We start from the raw sequence: 21,527 nt of genomic DNA on the forward strand, positions 1-21,527 counted from the left end.
GTGTAACCAAAGGGAAAACGTGACCGCAGGCCGGCGGTTCCTTATGAATTCGCATGGATGAGAAAAGGGCGTGCAGCCTGCACACGGCGTGATCAAGTTTTCTTGAAACTATCGCAGGAAACGAAATCCTCCCCAAATGGTTCTCTGCCTGACGTAAACGATGGAAGGGAGACCCATGTTCCATAACAACCGATTTCTGAGTTCGACGATCCTGTGTGCGCTGCTCGCCATGCCGCTTGCCGGCGTTGCACAGGCCCAGGCCCCGGCCGCCGAAACGAAACGGCCGAATGCGCCGGATCAGAAACCGGCTTTTGAGGGCCAGACCCGCGCGCCGCAGGCCGCCACCCAGCCAAGCGTCGAAAAAACCGTTATCGCGGACGGCCTGCCGCATCTGTGGTCGATGGAGTTTCTGCCCGATGGCCGCATGATCGTCGCAGCCAAGGAAGGCGCCATCCATATCGTCGCCGACGGCAAGGCCGGCCCGGCGATCGCGGGCGTGCCGGAGGTGGCATCCGACGGACAGGGCGGCCTTCTCGACATCGCGCTGGCTCCCGATTTCGAAACGTCGCGCACCATCTTCTTCTCCTTCTCCGAACCGCGCGATGGCGGCAACGGCACGTCGGTAGCCTCGGCGAAACTGACCGAGGAAGGCGGCGCGGCAAAGCTGGACAATGTCTCGGTGATTTTCCGCCAGATGCCGACCTATGACGGCGACAAGCATTTCGGCTCCCGCCTCGTCTTCGGACCGAACAACGAGCTTTACGTCACCGTCGGCGAGCGTTCCGACTCAAAGCCGCGCGTGCAGGCGCAAGACCTGTCGAGCGGGCTTGGCAAGGTCTTCCGCATCGATGCGCAGGGCAAGGCCTTTGAAGGCAATCCTTTCGCCAGCCGACAGAACGCCCTCCCCGAAATCTGGAGCTATGGCCACCGCAACCTGCAGGCGGCAGCGCTGGACGGAGAAGGCAGGCTCTGGACCGTGGAACACGGCCCGCGCGGCGGCGATGAGCTGAACATGCCAAAAGCCGGCCTGAACTACGGCTGGCCGGTCATCACCTATGGCGTCGAATATAGCGGAAGGTCGGTCGGCGAAGGTGTTACCGCAAAGGAAGGCATGGAACAGCCGGTTTATTATTGGGATCCGGTCATCGGCCCCTCCGGCATGGCCTATTATGACGGCGACCAGATTCCCGAATGGAAGGGCGCTTTCATCGTCGGCGGTCTGGTAAGCCAGGGTCTCGTCATCCTGCATATCGATGGCGACAGGGTTGCCACCGAAAGCCGGCTGCCGCTGGAAGCGCGCATTCGCGACGTGAAGGTCGGTCCGGATGGCGCGATCTATGCCGTGACCGAAGAGCGCGGCGGCGGTGAATCGCAGATACTGCGGATCGCCAAGGCCGGCTGATTAAAAAGACCGGCTGAGAAAACTCACGACTGGAACGACAGGCCGCCGGAACGAAGGCGGCCTGTTTTTCGTTTGCCGCAGCGTGAAACCTGCCGGAAAAAACCATGCCACAGCCGCCCACCCGCCTTCTTGCCAAAATCGGACTTGCCTATGTCAACGATCAGGAGCCGGGTATTGCTCGCGAGAAACGCGGACGCGGTTTCTGTTACCGCCTTCCGGGCGGCGAGCTTCTGTCCGACAGCGTCGAACTGAAGCGCATCAAAGCGCTCGGCGTGCCGCCCGCCTATAAGGATGTGTGGATCTGCATCGACCCCGCCGGCCATCTGCAGGCTACGGGTTTCGATGCCCGCGGGCGAAAACAGTATCGTTATCATCCCGACTGGCATGCGCTCCGCGGCGAGACGAAATTCTTCCAACTCAAAAGCTTCGGCAGGGCGCTGCCCGCCATTCGCCGCCGCGCCATCGCCGATATAGAAAAACAGGATCATGGGCAGCAAATGACGCTCGCGGCGCTCACACTGCTGCTCGATGCCGCCTATCTGCGCGTCGGCAACCGCTCCTATCTCGAAACCAACGGCACCTATGGCGCAACGACATTGCTCAAGCGGCACGTCTCCTTCGGTGAAACCATCGAGTTGCGATTTGCCGCCAAGGGCGGGCAGAAGGTGAAACGGCAATTGCGCCACCCGCGCCTGCAGAAAATCCTCGAGGAGATCGCCGATCTGCCCGGCAAGGAACTCTTCGTCTGGCAGGATAGCGAAAACCGCGTGCATTCCGTCGATTCCAGCGATCTCAACGCTTACCTCTCCCGCATCGGCGGGCAAGGCATTTCCGCCAAGACCTTCCGCACCTGGGGCGGAACGCTCGCCGCCTTCTGCAACGCGATGGAACATGTGGCGGCGGGCGACAAGCCGAGTATGAAGGGCATGTGCGAGGCAGCGGCGGCGGAGCTTTCCAACACGCCCGCCATCTGCCGCAAGAGCTATGTGCACCCGGCCGTCCTCGATATCGCGACGGAAGAGAAAGCGCAGAAAAAGCTTGGCCGCATCTTGAAAGTCGGGGCAAAGCCCGTCTCCGGCCTCAGGGCGGATGAAAGACGGCTGCTTGCCTTCCTGCCCTGAAGATCAGCGGCTGCCCGCCCATTCCGCCAGTTCCCGCTCGGCCCTTTCCAGCGCGCTGTAATTCAACAGCTTGCGCAGGAAAGCGACGGTAACGGCGCGGGTTCTGAGATTATATCGGCCTTCCGCCTCGTCATCGCCGGCGGCCTGATGCACATTCAGCTTCTCATAGAGACTTTGCAGCCGGTTCTGTACGCTGCGCAGCGACAGGTTGCGGCGGCGGGCAATCGCCTTGTCGGTAAGGCCGAGCGCGACATCGACAAGGATTTCATATTCGGAATCGGTAAAGCCATGGGCTTTGCCGAGGCTCTTTTCCTGCAGGCCGCGCACTTCCCGGTCGATCACGCATTGCGCCTCGATGAAGATGCTGCGCAGCGCCAGCCGCAGGCGGTCATCGGAGGCGGATTTCAGCACGTAGCCATAGGCGGCCCCTTCCGGCACGATGCGGGAAACACCGCGCACATAGGCCTCGTCGGAATAGTTGGACCAGAACAGGATGCGGGTATCGGGCCTTTCCTTCCAGATGGTGCGTGCCGCCTCGATGCCGTTGCGCTCGTTCATCTGCAAATCCATGACGATATGGGCGGCGCGATTTTCGCGCGCGAGCTTTTCGCCGGTTCTGCCGTTTGCCGCTTCCAGCACCTTGTCGCATTCCGGCAGCGCGGCTCTTACCGCCTCGTTCAGATAGGCGCGGTGCAGCGCATCGTCCTCGACGATCAGCACATCCATGTCACAACTCCTCCCGCCGGTCGAAAGCGCCTGCCGGCAAGGTGACGGTGATGCGGGTTCCTGCTCCCGTGCCATTGCCGCCGATATCGAATTTCGCCGAAATCAGCCGCGCCCGCGTCTTCATATTGCCGATGCCGAGGCCGCCGGAGGCCTCGCCTTCGCCGCCGCCGCTGCCGTCGTCGCTGACCGTCACCCGCAAGCCGCCGTCGATTGCGGTCAGTTTCACGGCAATCGCTTCGGGCTGGGCATGGCGAATGGCGTTATTGACCGCCTCCTGCACGATGCGGAACAGCGAGATGGCCACCGTCTTGTCCAGCCTTTCCACCAGCCCGTCCGTCTCATCCGTCACCGACCAGTCGATTGCAGACCCGCTGTCGCGCACGGAGCGGTCCACATAGGTCTCGATGGCCTCAACGACGCCGAACAATTGCAGGATCGAGGGTTTCGCCTCCTCGATGATCTCGCGCAAATCCTGCATGCAATGCTGCAGGCTGCGCACCACCGGCTCCAGCATCTCGCCCGACAGGTCAGGGGTATGGCTCATGCGCTCGATGCGCCGCGCCAGCCGCGTCAAATCCGCGAGCGTCTGGTCGTGCAGATCCATGCCGATACGCTGCCGCTCGGCCTCAAGCGCCTCGGTCAATTGCAGGGCACCCAGCCGCAGGCCCTCCTCGCGGGCATTGGCGCGCGCCTCCTCGATGGCGGAGCGTTTGGCCTGCTCGGCGGCGCGGATGGCGTAGAAATAGGGCGCCAGCAAATCCGCGACCGCGCGGGCATTCGCCACATCCTCCATCGTATAGGCGTCCGACCGGTGGGAGGAGCAACTCAGCGCGCCGATGATATCGCCATGCACCTTCATCGGCACATGCAGCCGGCTATGCAGATTAAGCTCGATGATCGGGCTTGAAAACGACCCTTCGAAATGAAAGCGCGGATCGGAACAGGCATCGCCGCTCAAGAGGTATTCGACCTCGCCTGACAGCAGTGTCCGGATCGGACTACCGGTCAGAAGGGCGGGCGGCTGCCGGCTCCAGGCGCTGACGAGACCGCTCTCATAGGCAATGTGATATTTGTCATCCAGCTGCTTGATGCAGACATCCATATGGTCATGCGGGATGATATGGCTGATCTCGGTGGCGACCGCCTGGATGATGGCATTAAATTCGAGCTGCCCGGCAAGCAGCCGCGAAATGCCCATATAATGATGAAAAAGAGCGCTTTTCGGCGTATCCAGCATGTGCGGACGCCCTCCCAAGCGCCTGCCTTCGACCATCGCGGCGAAGATTCAATCCCTTGGGCGCCGCATCATTCATTCTGCGCCCGGCAGTGGCGTTTCGTCCTGCGGGTTCCCGCATGCTTTCTGCGGAAACCCGCAGGAAGATTGCCGCGATCCGCCTATACAAGCCAAATCTTCTTGGTCATTCTCGCTTCTACTGGGGAAAGGAGCTCCAGTGCAAAGGAATTCCACCTGCCGCCGAGGAGATTTGCGGCGTGCGAGAATTCCGGGCTCGAAAAGGGCAAGCCACGAGGGAGGAAATCAAATGGCTTTCAGGAAGATGCTTCTGGCATCGGCCGCTGTCGTATGCGCAGCTTTGCCGATCACCGCTCATGCCGATACGTCGGCCAAAAAAATCGCGCTTTCAAACAATTATGCCGGCAATTCCTGGCGTCAGGCGATGCTGACGAGCTGGGACAAGATCACCAAGCAGGCGGTTGCCGACAAGCAGGTCGCCGCCGCTGACGCCTTCACCACAGCCGAAAATCAGGCGACCGAACAGGCCGCGCAGATCCAGAACCTCATTCTTCAGGGTTACGACGCCATCGTCATCAATGCCGCTTCGCCCACCGCCCTTAACGGCGCGGTAAAGGAAGCCTGCGATGCCGGCATCACCGTCGTATCCTTCGACGGCATCGTCACCGAGCCCTGCGCATGGCGCATCGCGGTCGATTTCAAGGCGATGGGCGAAAGCCAGATCGATTATCTCGCCAAGGCCATGCCAAAGGGCGGCAACCTGCTCGAAATCCGTGGCCTCGCGGGCGTTTCGGTGGATGATGAAATCCACGCCGGCATCGCCGCCGGCGTCGCCAAGAACCCGCAGTTCAAGATCGTCGGTTCCGTCAACGGCGACTGGGCGCAGGATGTGGCGCAGCGCGCCGTCGCCGGCATCCTGCCGAGCCTTCCCGAAGTCGCGGCTGTCGTGACGCAGGGCGGCGACGGTTACGGCGCGGCACAGGCTTTCGCCGCCGCCAAGCGCCCGACACCCACCATCGTCATGGGCAACCGTGAAGACGAGCTGCAATGGTGGAAACAGCAGAAGGACGCAAGCGGTTACGAGACCATGTCCGTCTCCATCGCCCCCGGCGTCTCGACGCTCGCTTTCTGGGTGGCGCAGCAAATCCTCGACGGCAAGGATGTGAAGAAGGACCTGACCGTGCCCTTCCTGCGCATCGACCAGGCCAATCTCGAGGAAAACCTGAAGACGACCCAGAAGGGCGGCGTGGCGAATGTGGAATATTCGCAGGAAGACGCCCAGAAGGCCATCGCATCGGCCAAATAGGCCGGATCGGCCCAGAGCCTGACTATTGCGGCGCTCCCGGAACGGGCGCCGCAATAGCCACCATATTATCCGATTTTCACATCACTGGCGTATTTGCTCATGAATGACATCATCGAGGCGGAAGAGGTCGTCGCTGCGCGCGGCGTGAAGGTCGTGTTCGGCGCGGTAAGGGCGCTGGATGGGGCCGATCTCGTCATCCGCACGGGGGAATGCCTCGGGCTCGTCGGCCATAACGGCGCGGGAAAATCCACCATCGTCAACGTCATCAATGGCGGGCTGACGCCGCATGAGGGTTCCATTTCCTATGGCGGCAACGAAAACCGCCACGGCATTGCCGCCGCGCGCGCGAACGGCGTTCGCTGCGTGTTTCAGGAACTGTCGCTCTGCCCGAACCTGACGATCAGCGAAAATGTCCGCATCATGCATGCCGCCACGGGTGGGCGAAACTGGCGCGGCCGTGCGCTGACGACGATCGGCCAGACACTGGATGAAATTTTCCCCGGCCACGGCATCGATTGCGAACTGACCATCGCTGAACTTTCCATCGCCGAACGCCAGATGGTGGAAATCGCCATCAATTTCTGCCGCATACCGCGCGCACCGAGACTGGTGATCCTCGATGAGCCAACGTCCTCGCTCGATGCCGGTCTCGCCGAGCAGCTGATGGATTACGTTCGCCGTTTCGTGCGTGAGGGCGGCTCGGTTCTGCTGATCTCGCATATTCTCGGCGAAATTCTTTCGACGGCCACCCGTATCGTGGTGATGAAGGATGGCCGGGTGGTTGCCGACCGGAAGGCCGCCGACTTCACCACCCGCTCGCTGGTTGAGGCCATGGGCAGCGTCGTCAAGGAACAGGACAGACGACGGGGTGAAAGCCGCAAGGCGGGCGAGAAGGTGCTTTCCATGCCGGCACGCCGGGGCGAAGGCCTTGCGTTCGAAGCCTTTCGCGGCGAGATCGTTGGCCTTGCCGGTCTCGGCGGCCATGGCCAGACCGAAGCGCTTCTCGATCTTTACCTTGCCCGCAACAATAGCTGGCTGCCCGCGCGCAAGACCGATCTCGCCTTCGTGGCGGGCGACCGCAGCCTGAACGGCACTTTTCCGCTGTGGAGCATCCTCAAAAACCTGTCCATCGCCTCGCTCAGGGATATTTCAGCCGCAGGCATGGTGGACAGAGCCAAGGAAACCGAGCTTGGGGCGCAATGGAAAAAGCGCATTGAAATCCGCACGCCCGACATGGGCAACAAGATCCTTTCGCTTTCCGGCGGCAACCAGCAGAAGGTGCTTTTCGCCCGCGCGCTTGCCACCACCGCCAGCACCGTCTTGATGGACGACCCGATGCGCGGCGTCGATATCGGCACCAAACAGGAGGTCTATGACATCTTGAGAACCGAAGCCTCCCACGGCCGCACCTTCATCTGGTACTCCACCGAAATGGACGAAATCCGTCTCTGCGACCGGGTCTATGTGTTCCGCGACGGCGCCATCCAGGCGGAACTCGTCGGCGACGATATTACCGAGCAGAATGTGCTGGCGGCCTCCTTTGCCGGAGAAGACCACGCATGAAACTCTCGGCAAACGCGCTCCGCCTCATCATTCCCGCCGCCTCGCTCGCCTTCCTGCTCGCCGCCGTCTTCTACATGCAGCCGCGCGCCATGAGCTATACCGGCATGAACCTGCTGTTCAATCTGGCCGTGCCGATTGCGCTCGCCACCATTGCGCAGATGCTGATCATGTCGGTCAACGATCTCGATCTGTCGATGGGCACCTTCGTCAGTTTCTGCGCCTGTGTGACCGCCACTTTCCTGCAAACCACGCCGATCCTCGGTATTGCGATTTTTGCCGGTGCGATTGCGGTCTATGCATTGCTGGGCGCCATCATCCATATCCGCGCCCTGCCCTCCATCGTCGTCACGCTCGGCATGAGCTTCGTCTGGGGCGGCCTCGCCGTCCTCATTCTTCCCTCGCCCGGCGGCCAGGCCCCCGCCTTCATCCGGGCGCTTATGACGGCGAAGCCACCGCTCGTGCCGATCGCCATCGTCGCCAGCATCCTGATCGCGGTGGTCGCCCATTACATCGTCATGCGCTCTTCCTTCGGCGTACTGATGCGTGGCGTCGGCGGCAATTTCCGCTCGGTCGAACGCTCCGGCTGGTCGGTCGTCGGCATTCGCGCCGCTACCTTTGCGCTGGCCGGTTTCTTCGCGGTGCTGTCCGGTATCGCCCTTGTCGGGCTAACGACATCGGCCGACGCCAATATCGCGCTGCGTTACACGCTGCTCTCGATTGCCGGTGTCATCCTCGGCGGCGGTGAATTCGTCGGCGGAAGGGTATCGCCCATCGGCGCCGTCATCGGCGCGCTGACGCTGACGCTCGCCGGTTCGTTCCTCTCCTTCATGCGCATTTCGCCGGACTGGCAGATCGGCGCGCAGGGGGCGATCCTCATCATCGTGCTGGCGCTGCGCATTCTGCTCAACCGTCTTGAAAAGCGGGAGAAAAACCAATGAACGGGCTCTCTTCCCTCACCAGAAAACCATGGATCTGGTCCTTTGCCGCAACTATTGCGGTCTGGATCGTCACCGTGCTCTTCACCGGCGGCGCAAGTTCCTTCGGCCTGTCGCATGCCGCACTCACCTTCGCGGCCTTTTCGGTCATCGTCGGCATCGGCCAGATGTTCGTCATCACGCTCGGGCCGGGCAATATCGACCTCTGCGTTCCCGCCACGATGACGCTGTCAGGCACGCTGGCGCTCAAATTCATGGATGTGTCCGATGGACTTATCCTGCCCGGACTGCTGATCGCCATTCTGATCGGCATCGCCATCGGCATCGGCAATTATGCGCTGATCAAGCTCCTGCGCATCCCGCCAATCATTGCGACGCTCTCCATGAGCTTCATCGTGCAGTCCATCGCCATCTGGTCGAACCGCGGCCTGCGCATCAAGCCGCCGGAAACATTGGCCACATTCACCACGTCAAGTTTCTTCGGCATTCCGAACGTCGCCCTCGTGGCCCTGCTGCTGTCCGTCATCGCCTGGCTGCTGCTCGACCGCTCGTTTTACGACGCTGGATTTCCGCCATCGGCCAGAGCACCTTCGCCGCCCGCATGACCGGCATTCCGGTGGACGGTGCACGTTTCGTCACCTATGTGCTCTGCGCGGTGCTGGCGGCGATTGCCGGTTATCTGCTCGCCAGCTTCTCTGGAGGTGCTGCGCTCAACATGGGCTCAGAATATCTGCTGATGTCCATCGCCGTTGTCGTCATCGGCGGAACGGCGGTGGCGGGCGGCGATTCCAATGTTCCCGGCATCTGGGGCGCTTCGCTCTTCATGTTCCTGGTGGTATCGATGCTGAATACCTATGGTTTCGGCGCCGGCATCCGCCTCATTCTCACCGGCCTCATCATCATCTCCGTCATTCTTCTGGCAAGCGGCCCCAAAGCCACGCGCTGAACCCATAACGACAAGCCCCCAAGCGGACCACGCTCATGACCACAGACAAGACCTCCCCTTACGAAATCCACGATGACCGCTTTCGCCATCTGATCGTCGGCAATGCCGAGCTGGAAGAGCTTTATTCCGGCTGCCGCTGGGCCGAAGGCCCGGTGTGGTTTGCCGATCTGAACTGCCTGCTGTTCAGCGATATTCCCAATCAGCGCATGCTGCGCTGGGTGCCGGATGGCGGGATCTCGGTGTTCCGTCAGCCCTCCAATTTCACCAATGGCAATACCCGCGACCGGCAGGGACGGCTCGTTTCCTGCGAACATGGCGACCGCCGCGTTACCCGCACCGAAGTCGACGGCTCGATCACGGTTCTCGCCGACAGCTACGGCGGCAAACGGCTGAACTCACCGAATGACGTGGTGGTCAAATCCGATGGCAGCGTCTGGTTCACCGATCCCACCTACGGCATTCTTTCCGACTACGAGGGCTACAAGGCGGAACCCGAACAGAAGACGCGCAATGTCTACCGGCTCGATCCCGCAACCGGAAAGATCGACATCGCCATCGATGATTTCGTGCAGCCGAACGGGCTTGCGTTTTCGCCTGATGAGACGAAGCTCTACGTCGCAGACAGTTCCTACAGCCACGATGTCTCCCGCCCGCGCCATATCCGCGTCTTCGACGTGGTGGATGGCGTAAAGCTCGCCAACGGCCGGGAATTCTGCAACCTCGACAATGGCCTGCCGGACGGTTTCCGTCTGGATACGGCCGGCAACCTCTGGACCAGCGCCGGCGATGGCGTTCACTGCTTTTCCCCCGAAGGTACGCTCCTCGGCAAGATCAGGGTGCCGCAGACGGTCGCGAACCTCACCTTCGGCGGCCCGAAAAAGAACCGCCTGTTCATCACCGCGACGAAATCGCTTTATTCGGTCTATGTCGCCGCAACCGGCGCGCAAACGCCTTGAGCTACTGAAAAACCGGAGGAAACGGGCCGGGAAGGAACTGGCAAGACGGCTTCACCGCGCTATAAAAGCGGAATGAACGACGATTCCAGCCCCTTCCTGACCGATGACATGGCCGAGGACGGCGACGCGCCGGCCATTGAACCCACCAGCCGGATGCTGTCCTGGGCGCGCAATTCCGCTCTCTACCGGCTGGAACAGCGCATGATGACGGAAAAGCAGCTGCGCGACGCCATCATGCGCAAGGCGCGGGAAAAATTCGAGGATATCAGCCCGGCGCAGGTCAGGGCACTCGGCGAATTTGCCGTAACCTTCGCTTATGGCATCAAGGCGCTCGACGACACGGCTTTCGCGGAAATTACCGTGCGGAGCGGCCAGCGCAGCGGCAAGTCGAAACGCGGGCTCGCGCAGAAACTTCAGATCAAGGGTATCGCCCGGGAAACGGCTGCGGTCGCGTTGCAGGAAACAAACGATCTCGTCGCGGCCGTCATCTTCGCGCGCAAGCGCGCCTTCGGACCGTTTCGCCGTGTAGAACTGGACGAGAAGCGCAAGGCCAGGGAATTCTCCGCTTTCGCCCGTAACGGCTTCGGCTTTGAGATCGGCGCGAAGGTGATGGCGATGACGTTCGAAGAGGCGGAAGAGATTATCGCTGAAGCACCGCTCTGACCGCTATTGCGGCATGGGATGCGTTTTCAGATAGGCGATCAGATCCGCAATATCGGTTTCGCTCCACAGCCCGAAAAAACGCATCGCATTTCCCGGTATCGCCTTCTTGGGGCTGGCGATGAATTTTTGCAGTTCCTCCTCCGACCACACCCCGCCAGCCGCGCCGGCATCCTTCAGCGCCTGCGAATAGTGGCCGTAATCGGTCACGGAAGCCATCGGCCTGCCGACGACACCCATCAGATGCGGCCCCATGCGGGTGCGTGGCGTGTCGACGCTGTGACAGGTGGAACAGCGGCTGAAGACCTTCTCCCCATGGGCCGCATCGCCCTCGGCAAAAGCGGCTGTCGCCAAAAGGAAAGAACAGGCGGTAACCGCCGCGACACTTCTGAATGTGAAAATCATGGCCCGGATAATACAACGCCCTCTCCGTCTGACAACGAAGAGGGCGTGTTTTGAGATGCGACAGAATGCCCGGCCGGGGCCGGGCACTTTGCCGATCAGTTCATGGCCGTGAGCGTCACGGAGGTGCCGGTGGCGGCGAGGTTGAGACCAACCTGACCCGTCACGCTGACCGTCTGCAGCTGGATGGAGCCGGACGTGCCGCCAACGAGAACGTTGGTGCCGACGCCGAGACCGACGGTGACTTCAGCCGTTGCGCCCTGATAAAGGCCGCCGAGCGAACCGCGGTGGTAACCGGCGGTCGGGGCGAAAACGGCCCAGACCAGACGGCCCTGCGTGGTGAAGCCGAGGTCGACACCCATCTTGCGGATGGCGCCGGTGTAATGGTCGGTGCGACGGGCGCCCATGGTGGACTGGAAGGTGCAATCCAGTTCCTTGGCCGAGCCGAGAACGTAACCGACGCCGCCGCCGATATCGCAGGTGAGGTAACCGATCTTGACGCCGTTGCGATCGTCCTGCTCCTGCGGAGCCGGCTCATATCTTGCAAGGTCGGCAGCGAGGACGGATGCGGTTCCGCCGAGGCCCATCGTCAATGCGGCAAAAGTTACGGCAACAGCCTTTTTCATCTGATTTTCTCCTGTTTTATTCCTACCCGCAGCAGCCCTTCTTGCCCTCTCCGGATATTGAATTCCGCACTGTTAACGTTTGTTCCCTGAAATCGATCCAAAACAACTTAATTGGAGGCGATGAAAGCGGAACGGTTAACAATGTCTGATGGCGGTAGGATGCCATTAAGACATTGTTAGGGCGGGAAATGCGTGCGGAATCGCCATCAACAGCCAGCGTTGCCGGCCGTTGTTTTGCTGCAACAACCTCAAAGCGGCAGGGCGACGGGAAAGCCGGTGGCGGCATGGGTCATGACATCCATGCGAACGCCATAGATGCGCTGCAGCGTCTCCGGCGTCATGATCTCCTGCGGCGTTCCCCGTGCAATCAGCTGGCCGGAATGAAGCGCGACGATCTCATCGCAGAACCGTGCCGCCATGTTGACGTCGTGCAGCACAACGATGACGCCGAGACCCTTTTCGCGCGACAATCTCTGCACCAGCGAAAGCACCTCGATCTGGTGCGCCATGTCGAGTGCGGAGATGGGTTCGTCGAGAAGCAGGCTTTCGGCATTCTGGGCCACCAGCATGGCGAGCCACACGCGCTGGCGCTCACCGCCCGAAAGCGTATCCACCAGCCGGTCGCGGAAGGCGACGGTGTCGGTGAGTTCGATGGCTTCGTCCACTTTCTCCTGATCGGCTTTGGTGAACTGCCCAAGCGCGCCGTGCCAGGGATAACGGCCGAGCGCCACCAGTTCCTTGGCCAGCATGCCGGAAGCGGCCGGCGTATATTGCGGCAGATAGGCAAGCTTTCGCGCAAATTCCCGATTGCCCCAGGCGCCGAGCGCCTTACCCTCGAATGAGACCCTGCCCGCCGTCGGCTCCTGAATCCGCGCGAGAATCTTGAGCAGCGTGGATTTTCCCGAACCGTTATGACCGATCAGACCGATGGTCTTGCCGGTCGCAAAACTGGCCGTCAGCGGCTGGAGCAATGTCCTGCCCGGCACTTCCATCGTCACGCCGTCGAGAGAAAAAAGCGGAATATCGTCATAATCGACGGCAAGTGCTGCCTGACCCATGGTTCTCATCTCCGTACATCGTTCAAAAAATTCATCATCGCCTGCCTGAAAGCCAGATCAGATAGGGCGCGCCTGCGAGCGCCGCAAAAAGCCCGAGCGGCAGCTCATAAGGAAAGGTGACTGTCCGTGCGCCAAGATCGGAAAGCGCCATCAGCACCGCGCCGAACAGGAAGGAGGCGAAGAGATGGTCGCGCGGCGTGGTGAAACCGGCGCGAAGCGCAATATGCGGCGCCATCAATCCGACGAAACTCAATGGACCGACGAGCAGCGAGGCAGCCCCGGTGGCAATGCCCGCCACCGCGATGACGGCGATGCGCGCCGCGCCGAGCGGCAGTCCGAGGGAGAGCGGCACATCGCGTCCGAGCGGCAGGATCGTCAGCCAGCGCGTGACCGATAGCGCGCCCGCCAGCAGCACGGTGGAAAGAATGGCGAGAAAGATCGCCGAAGCCGGCGTCGCCGTCGAACCCGAGCCGCTGAGCCAGGCGAGGATCTGCCATGCCCGCTGGTCGCCAATCGCAAGCAGCGCCGAGAGAACGGCCGAGCAGAGCGAACTGATGGCAATGCCCGCGAGCAGGATTTTTTCCGGCGCGAGGTGCCGGCGCATGGAAAACAGCAGGACGAGGATCATGACGGCCGCAGAGCCGATGCCGGCGCCGCAAAACAGTTCGAAAAGACCGGCGGCCGGAAAAATCGTGATGGCGGCGGCAAAACCGAGACCTGCACCGCCGCTGACGCCGATTACTTCCGGGCTTGCCATGGGATTGCCGGTAAGCCGCTGGAGAAGCGCTCCCGCCATGGCCAGAAGACCGCCTGCGGCCACGGCCGCCACCAGCCGCGGCCAGCGGAACGGCAGCAGGCTTTGCAGATCGTCAGCCTTCAGCACCGTCCAGCCATCGGGCCCCTTGCCGATGGCGAGCACTGCAAAAACCAGCCCCGCCATGACGGCCAGTACCGGCAGCAGGGCCGTAAGCCGGCGTCTTGTCGCCAGCTCGACGCCTTCACCGCGATGCACATCGGTCGGCCGGATTTTCGGCAGCAGCCACAAAAGCAGCGGGCCGCCGATCAGGGCCGTTACCGCGCCGGTCGGGAAAACTTCGGCCGTCGTGCTTGCCAGAAGCTGCACGAGACCGTCGCAGAACCACAGCAGCAGACCGCCCAGAAGCGGGGAAACCAGGAGCACCGAAGACGAACGCCGCACACCGAGCGCCCGGGTGAGCGCAGGTGCTGCAAGGCCGATGAAGCTGACGAGACCGACCGCCGAAGCAACGAAGGCGGCCAGCATGACTGCGACGGCGGCGACCGCCAGCCTGATCGAAAACAGCGAGACGCCGAGCGATCGCGCACCGGCATCGCCGAGACCGAGGACCGTCAGCGGCTTAATCAGCAGGCCGGTCAGAACGAGCCCGGCAACAAGCTGAAACGCGAGAGACAAGGCGTTCGACCAGTCCTGCTGGCTGAGCGAGCCGCCGTTCCAGACGACCAGCGACATCAGATATTCGCCCTGTGCCAGCGTCAGCGCGGCGGAAACGGACGCGGCGGTGATGCCGACCAGCAGCCCCGACACCACCATGGTCACCGGTTCGAAGGAGCGTCGCCAGCCAAGAAGAAACACGATGCCGGCCGCACCGGCCGCGCCAGCGAGCGCCACCAAGGCGCGGTTGCCATCCAGCACCGAGGGAAAGAACAGCGTGGCGATGACAATGGCCAGTTGCGCGCCGGCCGAGATGCCGAGCGTCGAAGGATCCGCAATCGGATTGCGCAGCAATTGCTGGAACAACGCACCCGACAGGCCGAGCATCGCCCCCGCCAGAATGGCGACCGCCACGCGCGGCATCAGGCTGAAGGCGAAAATCACCTGATCCATCGACATGGTGGCGGCATCGAACGGCAGGCCGGGCCATGCACCGAAAGGCAGCCGCAACAGCCCGGCATGCAGGGAAAGCCCGCAGGCCAGAACGAACAGCAGCCCGAAGAAAAGCTGGAGAGGCCGCGCCGTCACAGGGCTTCTCCCTGCGCCGAGAGCGCTTCGCTCAGAAGCCGCGCGAAGCGCATGCCGGCGGTGATGCCGCCATAGGGGCCGACATTGCCGAGCGTGACTACCCGGTTTTCCCGCACGGCAGGCAGCGCGCGCCATATGGCGCTGCTGCGCAGGGTTTCCCGCGCCTCGACCGGAATATCGGAGACGATGACGATGCGCGCATTGGGCGAAGCGGCGAGGTTTTCAAGCGGCACCGGGGCCGCGAAGGTGAATTGCGAACGATCCACCCAGGCATTGGCGAGTCCCAGCCGGCCAAGAACATCCCCGAACATGCTATCCGCACCGAAAGCGCGAAAATGCCGGGCGTCGCCGATGTTTATCACATAGGTCGGCCGCGCCGCAAAACCGGCAAGGCGGGTCCGCATGGCTTGCAGCGCCGCTTCCGTTTCGCCCAGAACCCTGCGCGCCTCATCGCCCTTGCCGAGCTTGTCGCCAAGGGCGGAGACCGCCGCCAGCGCCTTTGCGAAAGGCGGCTCGCCCTTCACGTAAAAGGGCAGCGAGAAGACCGGGGCAATCGCTTCCAGCCTGCCGGTATAGCGGGTGTAGAAGGGCGAAATCAGAATGAGATCGGGCCGGGTCAGTTGCAGAAGCTCGAAATTCGGCGCACCGCGCAGGCCGAGATCGGCGACGGTTGCAGGGATTTCCGGCTCGACCGCATCCACCCGGAACTGGATGAGCTCGGTCGCCGCCACCGGCATGACGCCGAGCGCAACGGCGGTTTCCAGCATGGCCCAGTCGATGGCGGCAAGGCGTGGCGTGACCGCCGCGCGCGCCTTGCCAGCAAGAGCCGAAGCAGCGAGCAGGCCTAAAAATTCCCGCCGCCCCCAAAGGGGGGACATCCATCGATCCTTGCGCGTCATGCCCCTGCTGCTTCACTTTGATATGGCGTCACCAACGGTAGGTCAGCTTGCCCATAACCGTTCTTCCGTCACCGTAATAGCATCCGAAAGTGGAGCAACTAGAAATATATTCTTTATCAGTCAAGTTTTGCACCAGAAGCGAGGCGCGGTAGCCGTTCTTCTCGTAATGCACGCCGAGATCGAGCAGGGCGAGGCCCTTCATCTCGAAGGTATTGGCGGCATCGCCATAACGTTTTCCGACATAACGCACACCGCCGCCGATGCCGAAACCCTCAAGGGCGGTATCTTCCGGGAAAGTGTAATCCAGCCAGAGGCTTGCGGCGTGCCGGGGCGTGCTGTCCAGCTCCTTGCCGTTATTCACGCGGCCGGAGACCTCGCTGTCCATGTAGGTATAGGCCGCGCGCAGGTCGAGCCCGTCGGCAAGGCTTGCGACGCCTTCAAGCTCGAGGCCTTTCACATGCGCCTCGTCCATCTGCTGCGTTACGCCGCCCACCGTCGTCGTGACGTTTTTCTGTGTCAGATCGTAGACTGCGGCGGAAAAGAAACCGTCGAAACCCTCGGGCTGGTATTTGACGCCCGCTTCCCATTGTTCGCCGGTGGTCGGTTTCGGCGCATCGCCGACAGCCGGCTGCGGCACCGGTTCGAAGGAGGTCGCGTAGCTGACATAGGGCGCGATGCCGCCATCGAACAGATAGCTGACGCCGACGCGGCCGGTCAGCTTGTGATCGTCCTTGTCGAGCGAACGGTAGGCGGTGCCGTTGAAGGTCGTGCCGCTGGTGCTTGCCCAGTCCTGCCGCAGGCCGGCGGTGATGCGCCAGTTCTCGAAGGCCATCTCGTCCTGCGCATAAAGGCCGATCTGGGAAATATCCGTCTTCACATCGGCATAAAGCGTGCGCGAGGTGAGGCTGATCGGCCCGCCATAGACCGGATTGACGGGATTGAGCGGCGTCGCGGCCCAGAATTCGGTTTTGACGTTATTGTCGAAATAACGGTAGTCCAGCCCGACAAGCAGGGTGTGGTCGATCGGCCCCGTGGAGAACTCCGCCTGCAGGCTGTTGTCGATGTTGAAAGTGTTCAGCAGCTCGTCCTGGAACGTCGCATTGCGGCGGATGAGATTGCCGATCATGCCGCCGCTGGTCGAGGACATGCCGAGCGCGCGGTAGGACCAGTCGAAATTGGAATAACGCGCATTCTGCCGGAAGGTGAAGGTCTCGTCGAAACGGTGCTCGAATTCATAGCCGATATTGGTGAATTTGCGGCTCGACGTATCGAAGGACGGATCGCCGACATAAAAGCTGCGGTCCAGCATATTGCCGGGTCTGAGATAGGTCAGCGCCGGCGGCAGGCCGGAGGGCGAACTCGGATTGTCGTGCTGATAGGAGGCAAGAACCGTCAGCTTCGTATCCTCGTCCGGCTGCCAGGTCAGCGCCGGTGCGATGAAATAACGGTCGTTCTGCAAGTTGTCCGTCTGGGCATGGGCGTTGCGCGCAAGGCCGGTCAGGCGATAGGCGAAACTGTCGCTATCCGCCACCGGGCCGCCAATATCGAACATCGACTGGTAATAGTCGAAGCTGCCGATCTGCACACCGACTTCGCCGAACCGTTCGAAGGTCGGCCGCTTGCTGATGAGATTGATGAGGCCGCCGGGATTGCCCTGACCGAAAAGAACGGAAGCAGGCCCGCGAATGACTTCCACGCGCTCCAGACCGTAAACCTCATAGGAGGGCGCACCGGCGGTGCGCATCAGCCGCAGACCGTTCAGGAACTGCAACTGGTTTCCCTGGAACCCGCGAATGCGCGGCGCATCGAAACGCGGATCCGCCCCAAACGGCTGCGCGACGACACCCGGAACATAATTCAGCGCCTCGCTGAGATTGCGAACGTTCTGAGCATCCATCTGGTCCTTGGTGATGACGGATACGGATTGCGGCGTCTCGATCAGGGATCGCCCGGTCTTGGTGGCGCTGGCGCTGGTTTTCGCCACATAGCCTTTCACGGGCGCCTTGGGATCTTGATTTTTGGCGCCCTCCACGGTGATGGTCTGCAGCACCGTCGTACCGGCCTCCTGCGCAAGGGCGGAAGACGGGGCCAAAAAGGCCACATAGGCGACGACGGCGCAACCGCCAGCCAGAATGGAAATGTGTTTGGTTTTTCCCTGCACCCCAAGACCCTTCATTACCCGCGCCACCATAAGGCGGCATTTTTCTGGAGAATTTAAGTCATCTTATTACGCAAGGGACGGATTGTGATCCAATAAGCGCAGCCGGTTTTTTTCAGAACTATTGATTATGAAAACTCGCAGCGATAATAGCTTGGAATTATTCAAATCTGCCGGAAAGGCCGTGACGATGGGCAGGAAACCGGCAAGCCGGGCAGAAACGTTCGAATTGCGCCACCTGCGCTATTTCACCACGCTGGTGGATGAGCGCAATTTCGAGCGCGCCGCCGCCCGCCTCGGCATTGCCCAGCCGGGTTTGAGCCAGCAGATCATGGCGCTCGAGCAGATTGTCGGCATGCCGCTTCTCGACCGGACGCGCCGCTCGGTGAAGCTGACCACGCCCGGCCAGCTTCTCTACGAGGACGCCCGGAAGATCCTCGCCAATGCCGAGGCGACGCTTGCGGCGCTCAAACGCGTCGACCGCGGCGAAACCGGGCGCATTTCCATCGGTTATGTCGCCTCGGCCGCCTATTCCGGCCTGATGATCCGGTCCATCGCCAGTTTCCGCGCTTCCCATCCCGATGTGGAGCTGCAATTGATCGAAATGGAGATGCGGCTGCAACTGGCCAAGATTGCCGACGGCAATCTGGACTTCGCCTTCATCCGCCCGCCCGCGCCTGTTCCGGAAGGTGTGACAACCCATGTGGTGCTGCGCGAACCGCTGATGGCCGCACTTCCTGAAAACCATCCCCTGGCCTTTGCGCTGCAGGTCGATCTGAAAAACCTTGCCGGTGAGACCTTCATTACTCCTCGGCAACCGCCGGATGTCGGCTTTCATTACAATACGATAGAGGCCTGCAATGAAGCCGGGTTCCAGCCGACGATCACCCCGGAAGGCAGGGACTACACCACGATTGCCAGCATGGTGGCCATCGGCCTCGGCGTCGCGCTGGTGCCGCGCTCGCTTAATTGCCTGAGGCTGCCCGGCGTGCGCTATGTGCCGCTTGCGGCCAGTTCCACGACCTCGGACCTCGCCATCGCCCACCGGAAAACGGAAGCCTCTCCCGCCGTCAGGGCCTTCATTCTCCATATGCGCAATTGAAGCGGGCATCATCCGCCTGCCCGCCGATCCCGTGGACGAAAAATCCGCCATCACCCGTTTGCGCCGCATCGGTAGCAACAGGCGGGGGCGGCGTAACCGCATGGGATTGCGAAAAGAATGACGCGCTTGCGGGCCGGCCGAAAACAGGAACGAAATCCTGTCCGGATATTTCCTGTCCCCGCTTTTCCCCGCGGCCGCAGCGCACCCCATAATCGCGGCAGATTTTAATTTACGGGAGACAGCAATGGCTGAGACTTACGAACACCACGCCGCCGGCCTCGAATCCCCGGCATTCCACGCTTTCGATGTGGTTCCGGACGATACGAGCCCGCTTCCTTCCCCCACCCGCGCCATCTATGTGGGCAATGGCGGCCATATCTGCCTGACCCTGCTTTCCGGGGCGACGGTGACCTTCCAGAACCTGCCCGCAGGCAGCCTGCTGCCGGTCAGGGCCACGCGCATATTTGCAACGCGCACCACCGCCACAGGCATCGTGGGCCTCAATTAAGGCCTCTATCGTCTCGACAATCTCAAACACCACCACCGAACGGCCACGACGGAGTGTGACACTTCCATGACAAGCTTTCAGGTTGATGTCAGCAAAATGACGCATCCGCCATTGATCGGCCCATGCGGCAGCCTGGACGACGGCATTTTCGCCCCGTCTCCGTTGCCGCCGGCCTATTGGAAATCTGGTGGATCTGACAGTGGCTCTTTTTACCGCGAAAGCGACGGGAACAGTAACATATCGTCCGGAAATCGGCAGCGTGCCGCTCAGCCTGCTGACGGCTGCCTATCTGCTGTTTTTCACGAACCGGACATTCTGGTCGAAGGTTCACACCTATCTTTCCGCCTATCCGGTCGCCATTGTCGCGCTTTATGCCGCCATGGCCGCCCTTCTCGGCGCCATGATCATCATTTTTTCCGCCAAATATCTCATCAAGCCTTTTCTGATCGCCCTTATCTTCGCGGCGGCCGCCGCTTCCTGGTTCATGGATCGCTACGGCATCGTCATCGACAGCGACATGATCCGCAACGCCATGGAGACGACACAGGCGGAAGCCGGCAATCTGATCACGCCCGGCTTTCTCTGGCACATGGCGATTTACGGACTGGTGCCGTCCCTCGTTATCGTCGCCGTGCGTGTGCGCCATCGACCGATCCTCGACAAGCTTTTGTGGAACACGATCAGCATCCTGATCTGTCTTTCCATCGCCGGCATCATCAGCTTCGCCAATTCCAAGACCTTCACCACCGCCGTGCGCCAGCACAAGGATATCGTCAAAAGCGTCAATCCATTGTCGCCGATCATGTCGGCCATTCACTATTTCACGCTGGCAGGCAAGGAAGTCGATATTCAGGTCAGCCCGGTCGGCGGGGATGCAAAGGTCCTGCCTTCATTGGGCGGCGTCCGCAAACCTCGCATCACCGTCATCGTTGCGGGCGAGACGGCGCGGGCCGCGAACTTTTCCCTGAACGGCTATGGGCGCGATACCAATCCCGAACTCGCAAAACGCGGCGTGATCTATTTTCCGAACACGACCAGCTGCGGCACCGCGACGGCGATTTCCATTCCCTGCATGTTCTCGAAGTTCCCGCGTTCGCAATATAGCCACAAAAAGGCGCTCGCCAATGAAAACGTCATGGATGTTCTCGTCCATGCCGGGGTCAGCGCGACATGGCTGGACAACAATACCGGCAGCAAGAACGTGGCCGACCGCATCCCCTATTTCGACCTGCCCTCCACCAATGACAGCCGCTTCTGCACCGGCGGGGAATGCCGCGACGATATCTTTTTCGACAAGCTCGACTCCTGGCTCAATAACGTCACCAGGGACAGTGTCATCGTGCTGCACCAGATGGGCAGCCACGGGCCGACTTATTATCTGCGCTATACCGACGAATTCCGCAAATTCACCCCGGATTGCCGCACGGCCGAGCTTGGCAACTGCTCCGACGCGGAGATCGTCAACTCCTACGACAACACGCTTCTTTATACCGACCATTTCCTTTCGACCGTGATCGACAAGCTGAAGGCCCGTTCCGACAGGCTGGCGACGGGCATGATCTATGCGTCTGACCACGGCGAGTCGCTGGGCGAGAACGGCGTCTACCTGCATGGCGCGCCCTATCTTTTGGCGCCCGACCAGCAGACCCATGTGCCGTTTCTCGTCTGGTTCGACGACGACTTTGCGAAATCCATGGGGCTCAACAAAGCCTGCCTCGCAAAAACCGCGGCGGAGGGCGGGCGCTCGCACGACAATTATTTCCACAGCATCCTTGGCATGATGAACGTCTCCACTTCGGTCTACGATCCCTCGCTCGATGTCTTCGGCGGCTGCTCCCAGCGCCAGAACAGCTGAAACACCGTGCTTGACGCTTATCCGGAGAAAGAGATACGCAGGACGAAGCGATA

General features: G+C 61.5%; 18 protein-coding genes and 1 pseudogene. 11 read left to right on the plus strand and 8 right to left on the minus strand.

The window, feature by feature from the left end; genetic code table 11:
* Window positions 1–175: 175 nt before the first annotated feature.
* Entirely contained in the window at window positions 176–1,402 is a 1,227-nt protein-coding gene (locus tag L904_RS22715; RefSeq protein WP_035263615.1) for a PQQ-dependent sugar dehydrogenase, read from the plus strand.
* A gap of 104 nt (window positions 1,403–1,506) precedes the next feature.
* Window positions 1,507–2,523, plus strand: a complete 1,017-nt coding sequence (locus L904_RS22720; RefSeq protein ID WP_035263614.1) for a DNA topoisomerase IB — start codon at window positions 1,507–1,509, stop codon at window positions 2,521–2,523.
* Between the two features lie 3 nt (window positions 2,524–2,526).
* Here L904_RS22720 and L904_RS22725 read toward each other — a convergent pair whose 3' ends face one another.
* Together L904_RS22725 and L904_RS22730 are read right to left on the minus strand one after the other, a co-directional pair.
* Window positions 2,527–3,249: a response regulator transcription factor gene (locus tag L904_RS22725; protein ID WP_003522116.1), complete on the minus strand. Its 723-nt coding sequence runs from the start codon at window positions 3,247–3,249 to the stop codon at window positions 2,527–2,529.
* Window position 3,250: 1 nt separating this feature from the next.
* On the minus strand, window positions 3,251–4,486 hold the full coding sequence (locus tag L904_RS22730; RefSeq protein WP_035263612.1) for a sensor histidine kinase: 1,236 nt from the start codon (window positions 4,484–4,486) through the stop codon (window positions 3,251–3,253).
* Window positions 4,487–4,790: 304 nt separating this feature from the next.
* Between L904_RS22730 and L904_RS22735 the strand changes: the two genes are divergently transcribed.
* From L904_RS22735 to recX, 6 genes and pseudogenes are all read left to right on the plus strand, one after another.
* On the plus strand, window positions 4,791–5,807 hold the full coding sequence (locus tag L904_RS22735) for an ABC transporter substrate-binding protein (RefSeq protein WP_035263610.1): 1,017 nt from the start codon (window positions 4,791–4,793) through the stop codon (window positions 5,805–5,807).
* 99 nt (window positions 5,808–5,906) lie between these two features.
* Window positions 5,907–7,370: an ATP-binding cassette domain-containing protein gene (locus L904_RS22740; protein ID WP_035263608.1), complete on the plus strand. Its 1,464-nt coding sequence runs from the start codon at window positions 5,907–5,909 to the stop codon at window positions 7,368–7,370.
* Entirely contained in the window at window positions 7,367–8,308 is a 942-nt protein-coding gene (locus L904_RS22745) for an ABC transporter permease (RefSeq protein WP_035263606.1), read from the plus strand. Before L904_RS22740 ends, L904_RS22745 begins: the two co-directional genes overlap by 4 nt.
* Window positions 8,305–9,251 (plus strand): annotated as a pseudogene (locus tag L904_RS22750) (ABC transporter permease). The gene L904_RS22745 and the pseudogene L904_RS22750 overlap by 4 nt, the downstream one beginning before the upstream one ends.
* 35 nt (window positions 9,252–9,286) lie before the next feature.
* Window positions 9,287–10,207, plus strand: coding sequence for an SMP-30/gluconolactonase/LRE family protein (locus L904_RS22755; RefSeq protein ID WP_035263602.1), 921 nt, complete (start codon window positions 9,287–9,289; stop codon window positions 10,205–10,207).
* A gap of 72 nt (window positions 10,208–10,279) precedes the next feature.
* Window positions 10,280–10,870 (plus strand): recombination regulator RecX, encoded by a 591-nt coding sequence (gene recX / locus L904_RS22760; protein WP_035263600.1) that lies wholly within the window; start codon window positions 10,280–10,282, stop codon window positions 10,868–10,870.
* 3 nt (window positions 10,871–10,873) lie between these two features.
* On the opposite strand, the gene L904_RS22765 is transcribed toward recX, so the two are convergent.
* The 6 genes from L904_RS22765 to L904_RS22790 form a co-directional block, all read right to left on the minus strand.
* Window positions 10,874–11,272 (minus strand): cytochrome c family protein, encoded by a 399-nt coding sequence (locus L904_RS22765; RefSeq protein WP_035263598.1) that lies wholly within the window; start codon window positions 11,270–11,272, stop codon window positions 10,874–10,876.
* A gap of 95 nt (window positions 11,273–11,367) precedes the next feature.
* The gene (locus L904_RS22770) at window positions 11,368–11,895 is read right to left on the minus strand and encodes a DUF992 domain-containing protein (RefSeq protein ID WP_035263596.1); all 528 of its coding nucleotides are present in this window, start codon (window positions 11,893–11,895) and stop codon (window positions 11,368–11,370) included.
* Between the two features lie 248 nt (window positions 11,896–12,143).
* Complete coding sequence (locus L904_RS22775; RefSeq protein ID WP_035263594.1) at window positions 12,144–12,953, minus strand: ATP-binding cassette domain-containing protein; 810 nt, start codon at window positions 12,951–12,953, stop codon at window positions 12,144–12,146.
* 34 nt (window positions 12,954–12,987) lie between these two features.
* Window positions 12,988–14,952, minus strand: coding sequence for a Fe(3+)-hydroxamate ABC transporter permease FhuB (gene fhuB / locus L904_RS22780; RefSeq protein WP_020809225.1), 1,965 nt, complete (start codon window positions 14,950–14,952; stop codon window positions 12,988–12,990).
* On the minus strand, window positions 14,949–15,851 hold the full coding sequence (locus L904_RS22785; RefSeq protein WP_020809224.1) for an iron-siderophore ABC transporter substrate-binding protein: 903 nt from the start codon (window positions 15,849–15,851) through the stop codon (window positions 14,949–14,951). Before L904_RS22785 ends, fhuB begins: the two co-directional genes overlap by 4 nt.
* A 28-nt stretch (window positions 15,852–15,879) precedes the next feature.
* Complete coding sequence (locus L904_RS22790; RefSeq protein ID WP_020809223.1) at window positions 15,880–18,042, minus strand: TonB-dependent siderophore receptor; 2,163 nt, start codon at window positions 18,040–18,042, stop codon at window positions 15,880–15,882.
* Window positions 18,043–18,199: 157 nt separating this feature from the next.
* Between L904_RS22790 and L904_RS22795 the strand changes: the two genes are divergently transcribed.
* The 3 genes from L904_RS22795 (at window position 18,200) to L904_RS22805 (ending at window position 21,474) form a co-directional block, all read left to right on the plus strand.
* Window positions 18,200–19,111 (plus strand): LysR family transcriptional regulator, encoded by a 912-nt coding sequence (locus tag L904_RS22795; RefSeq protein WP_031233533.1) that lies wholly within the window; start codon window positions 18,200–18,202, stop codon window positions 19,109–19,111.
* Window positions 19,112–19,355: 244 nt separating this feature from the next.
* Window positions 19,356–19,619 carry a hypothetical protein gene (locus L904_RS22800; RefSeq protein ID WP_020809221.1) on the plus strand — a complete coding sequence of 88 codons (264 nt, stop codon included), beginning with the start codon at window positions 19,356–19,358 and terminating at the stop codon, window positions 19,617–19,619.
* Window positions 19,620–19,806: 187 nt separating this feature from the next.
* Window positions 19,807–21,474 (plus strand): phosphoethanolamine transferase, encoded by a 1,668-nt coding sequence (locus tag L904_RS22805; protein ID WP_035264551.1) that lies wholly within the window; start codon window positions 19,807–19,809, stop codon window positions 21,472–21,474.
* Window positions 21,475–21,527 lie beyond the last annotated feature (53 nt).

The organism is Agrobacterium sp. LY4, from assembly GCF_001526585.1.
GTDB lineage: Bacteria > Pseudomonadota > Alphaproteobacteria > Rhizobiales > Rhizobiaceae > Agrobacterium > Agrobacterium leguminum.

Bases quoted from the DNA above. Each gene is read 5' to 3' on its own strand.
- L904_RS22715 (WP_035263615.1), top strand. From the start codon at position 176: ATGTTCCATAACAACCGATTTCTGAGTTCGACGATCCTGTGTGCGCTG.
- L904_RS22720 (WP_035263614.1), top strand. From the start codon at position 1,507: ATGCCACAGCCGCCCACCCGCCTTCTTGCCAAAATCGGACTTGCCTAT.
- L904_RS22725 (WP_003522116.1), bottom strand. From the start codon at position 3,249: ATGGATGTGCTGATCGTCGAGGACGATGCGCTGCACCGCGCCTATCTG.
- L904_RS22730 (WP_035263612.1), bottom strand. From the start codon at position 4,486: ATGCTGGATACGCCGAAAAGCGCTCTTTTTCATCATTATATGGGCATT.
- L904_RS22735 (WP_035263610.1), top strand. From the start codon at position 4,791: ATGGCTTTCAGGAAGATGCTTCTGGCATCGGCCGCTGTCGTATGCGCA.
- L904_RS22740 (WP_035263608.1), top strand. From the start codon at position 5,907: ATGAATGACATCATCGAGGCGGAAGAGGTCGTCGCTGCGCGCGGCGTG.
- L904_RS22745 (WP_035263606.1), top strand. From the start codon at position 7,367: ATGAAACTCTCGGCAAACGCGCTCCGCCTCATCATTCCCGCCGCCTCG.
- L904_RS22755 (WP_035263602.1), top strand. From the start codon at position 9,287: ATGACCACAGACAAGACCTCCCCTTACGAAATCCACGATGACCGCTTT.
- recX (WP_035263600.1), top strand. From the start codon at position 10,280: ATGAACGACGATTCCAGCCCCTTCCTGACCGATGACATGGCCGAGGAC.
- L904_RS22765 (WP_035263598.1), bottom strand. From the start codon at position 11,272: ATGATTTTCACATTCAGAAGTGTCGCGGCGGTTACCGCCTGTTCTTTC.
- L904_RS22770 (WP_035263596.1), bottom strand. From the start codon at position 11,895: ATGAAAAAGGCTGTTGCCGTAACTTTTGCCGCATTGACGATGGGCCTC.
- L904_RS22775 (WP_035263594.1), bottom strand. From the start codon at position 12,953: ATGGGTCAGGCAGCACTTGCCGTCGATTATGACGATATTCCGCTTTTT.
- L904_RS22785 (WP_020809224.1), bottom strand. From the start codon at position 15,851: ATGACGCGCAAGGATCGATGGATGTCCCCCCTTTGGGGGCGGCGGGAA.
- L904_RS22790 (WP_020809223.1), bottom strand. From the start codon at position 18,042: ATGGTGGCGCGGGTAATGAAGGGTCTTGGGGTGCAGGGAAAAACCAAA.
- L904_RS22795 (WP_031233533.1), top strand. From the start codon at position 18,200: ATGGGCAGGAAACCGGCAAGCCGGGCAGAAACGTTCGAATTGCGCCAC.
- L904_RS22800 (WP_020809221.1), top strand. From the start codon at position 19,356: ATGGCTGAGACTTACGAACACCACGCCGCCGGCCTCGAATCCCCGGCA.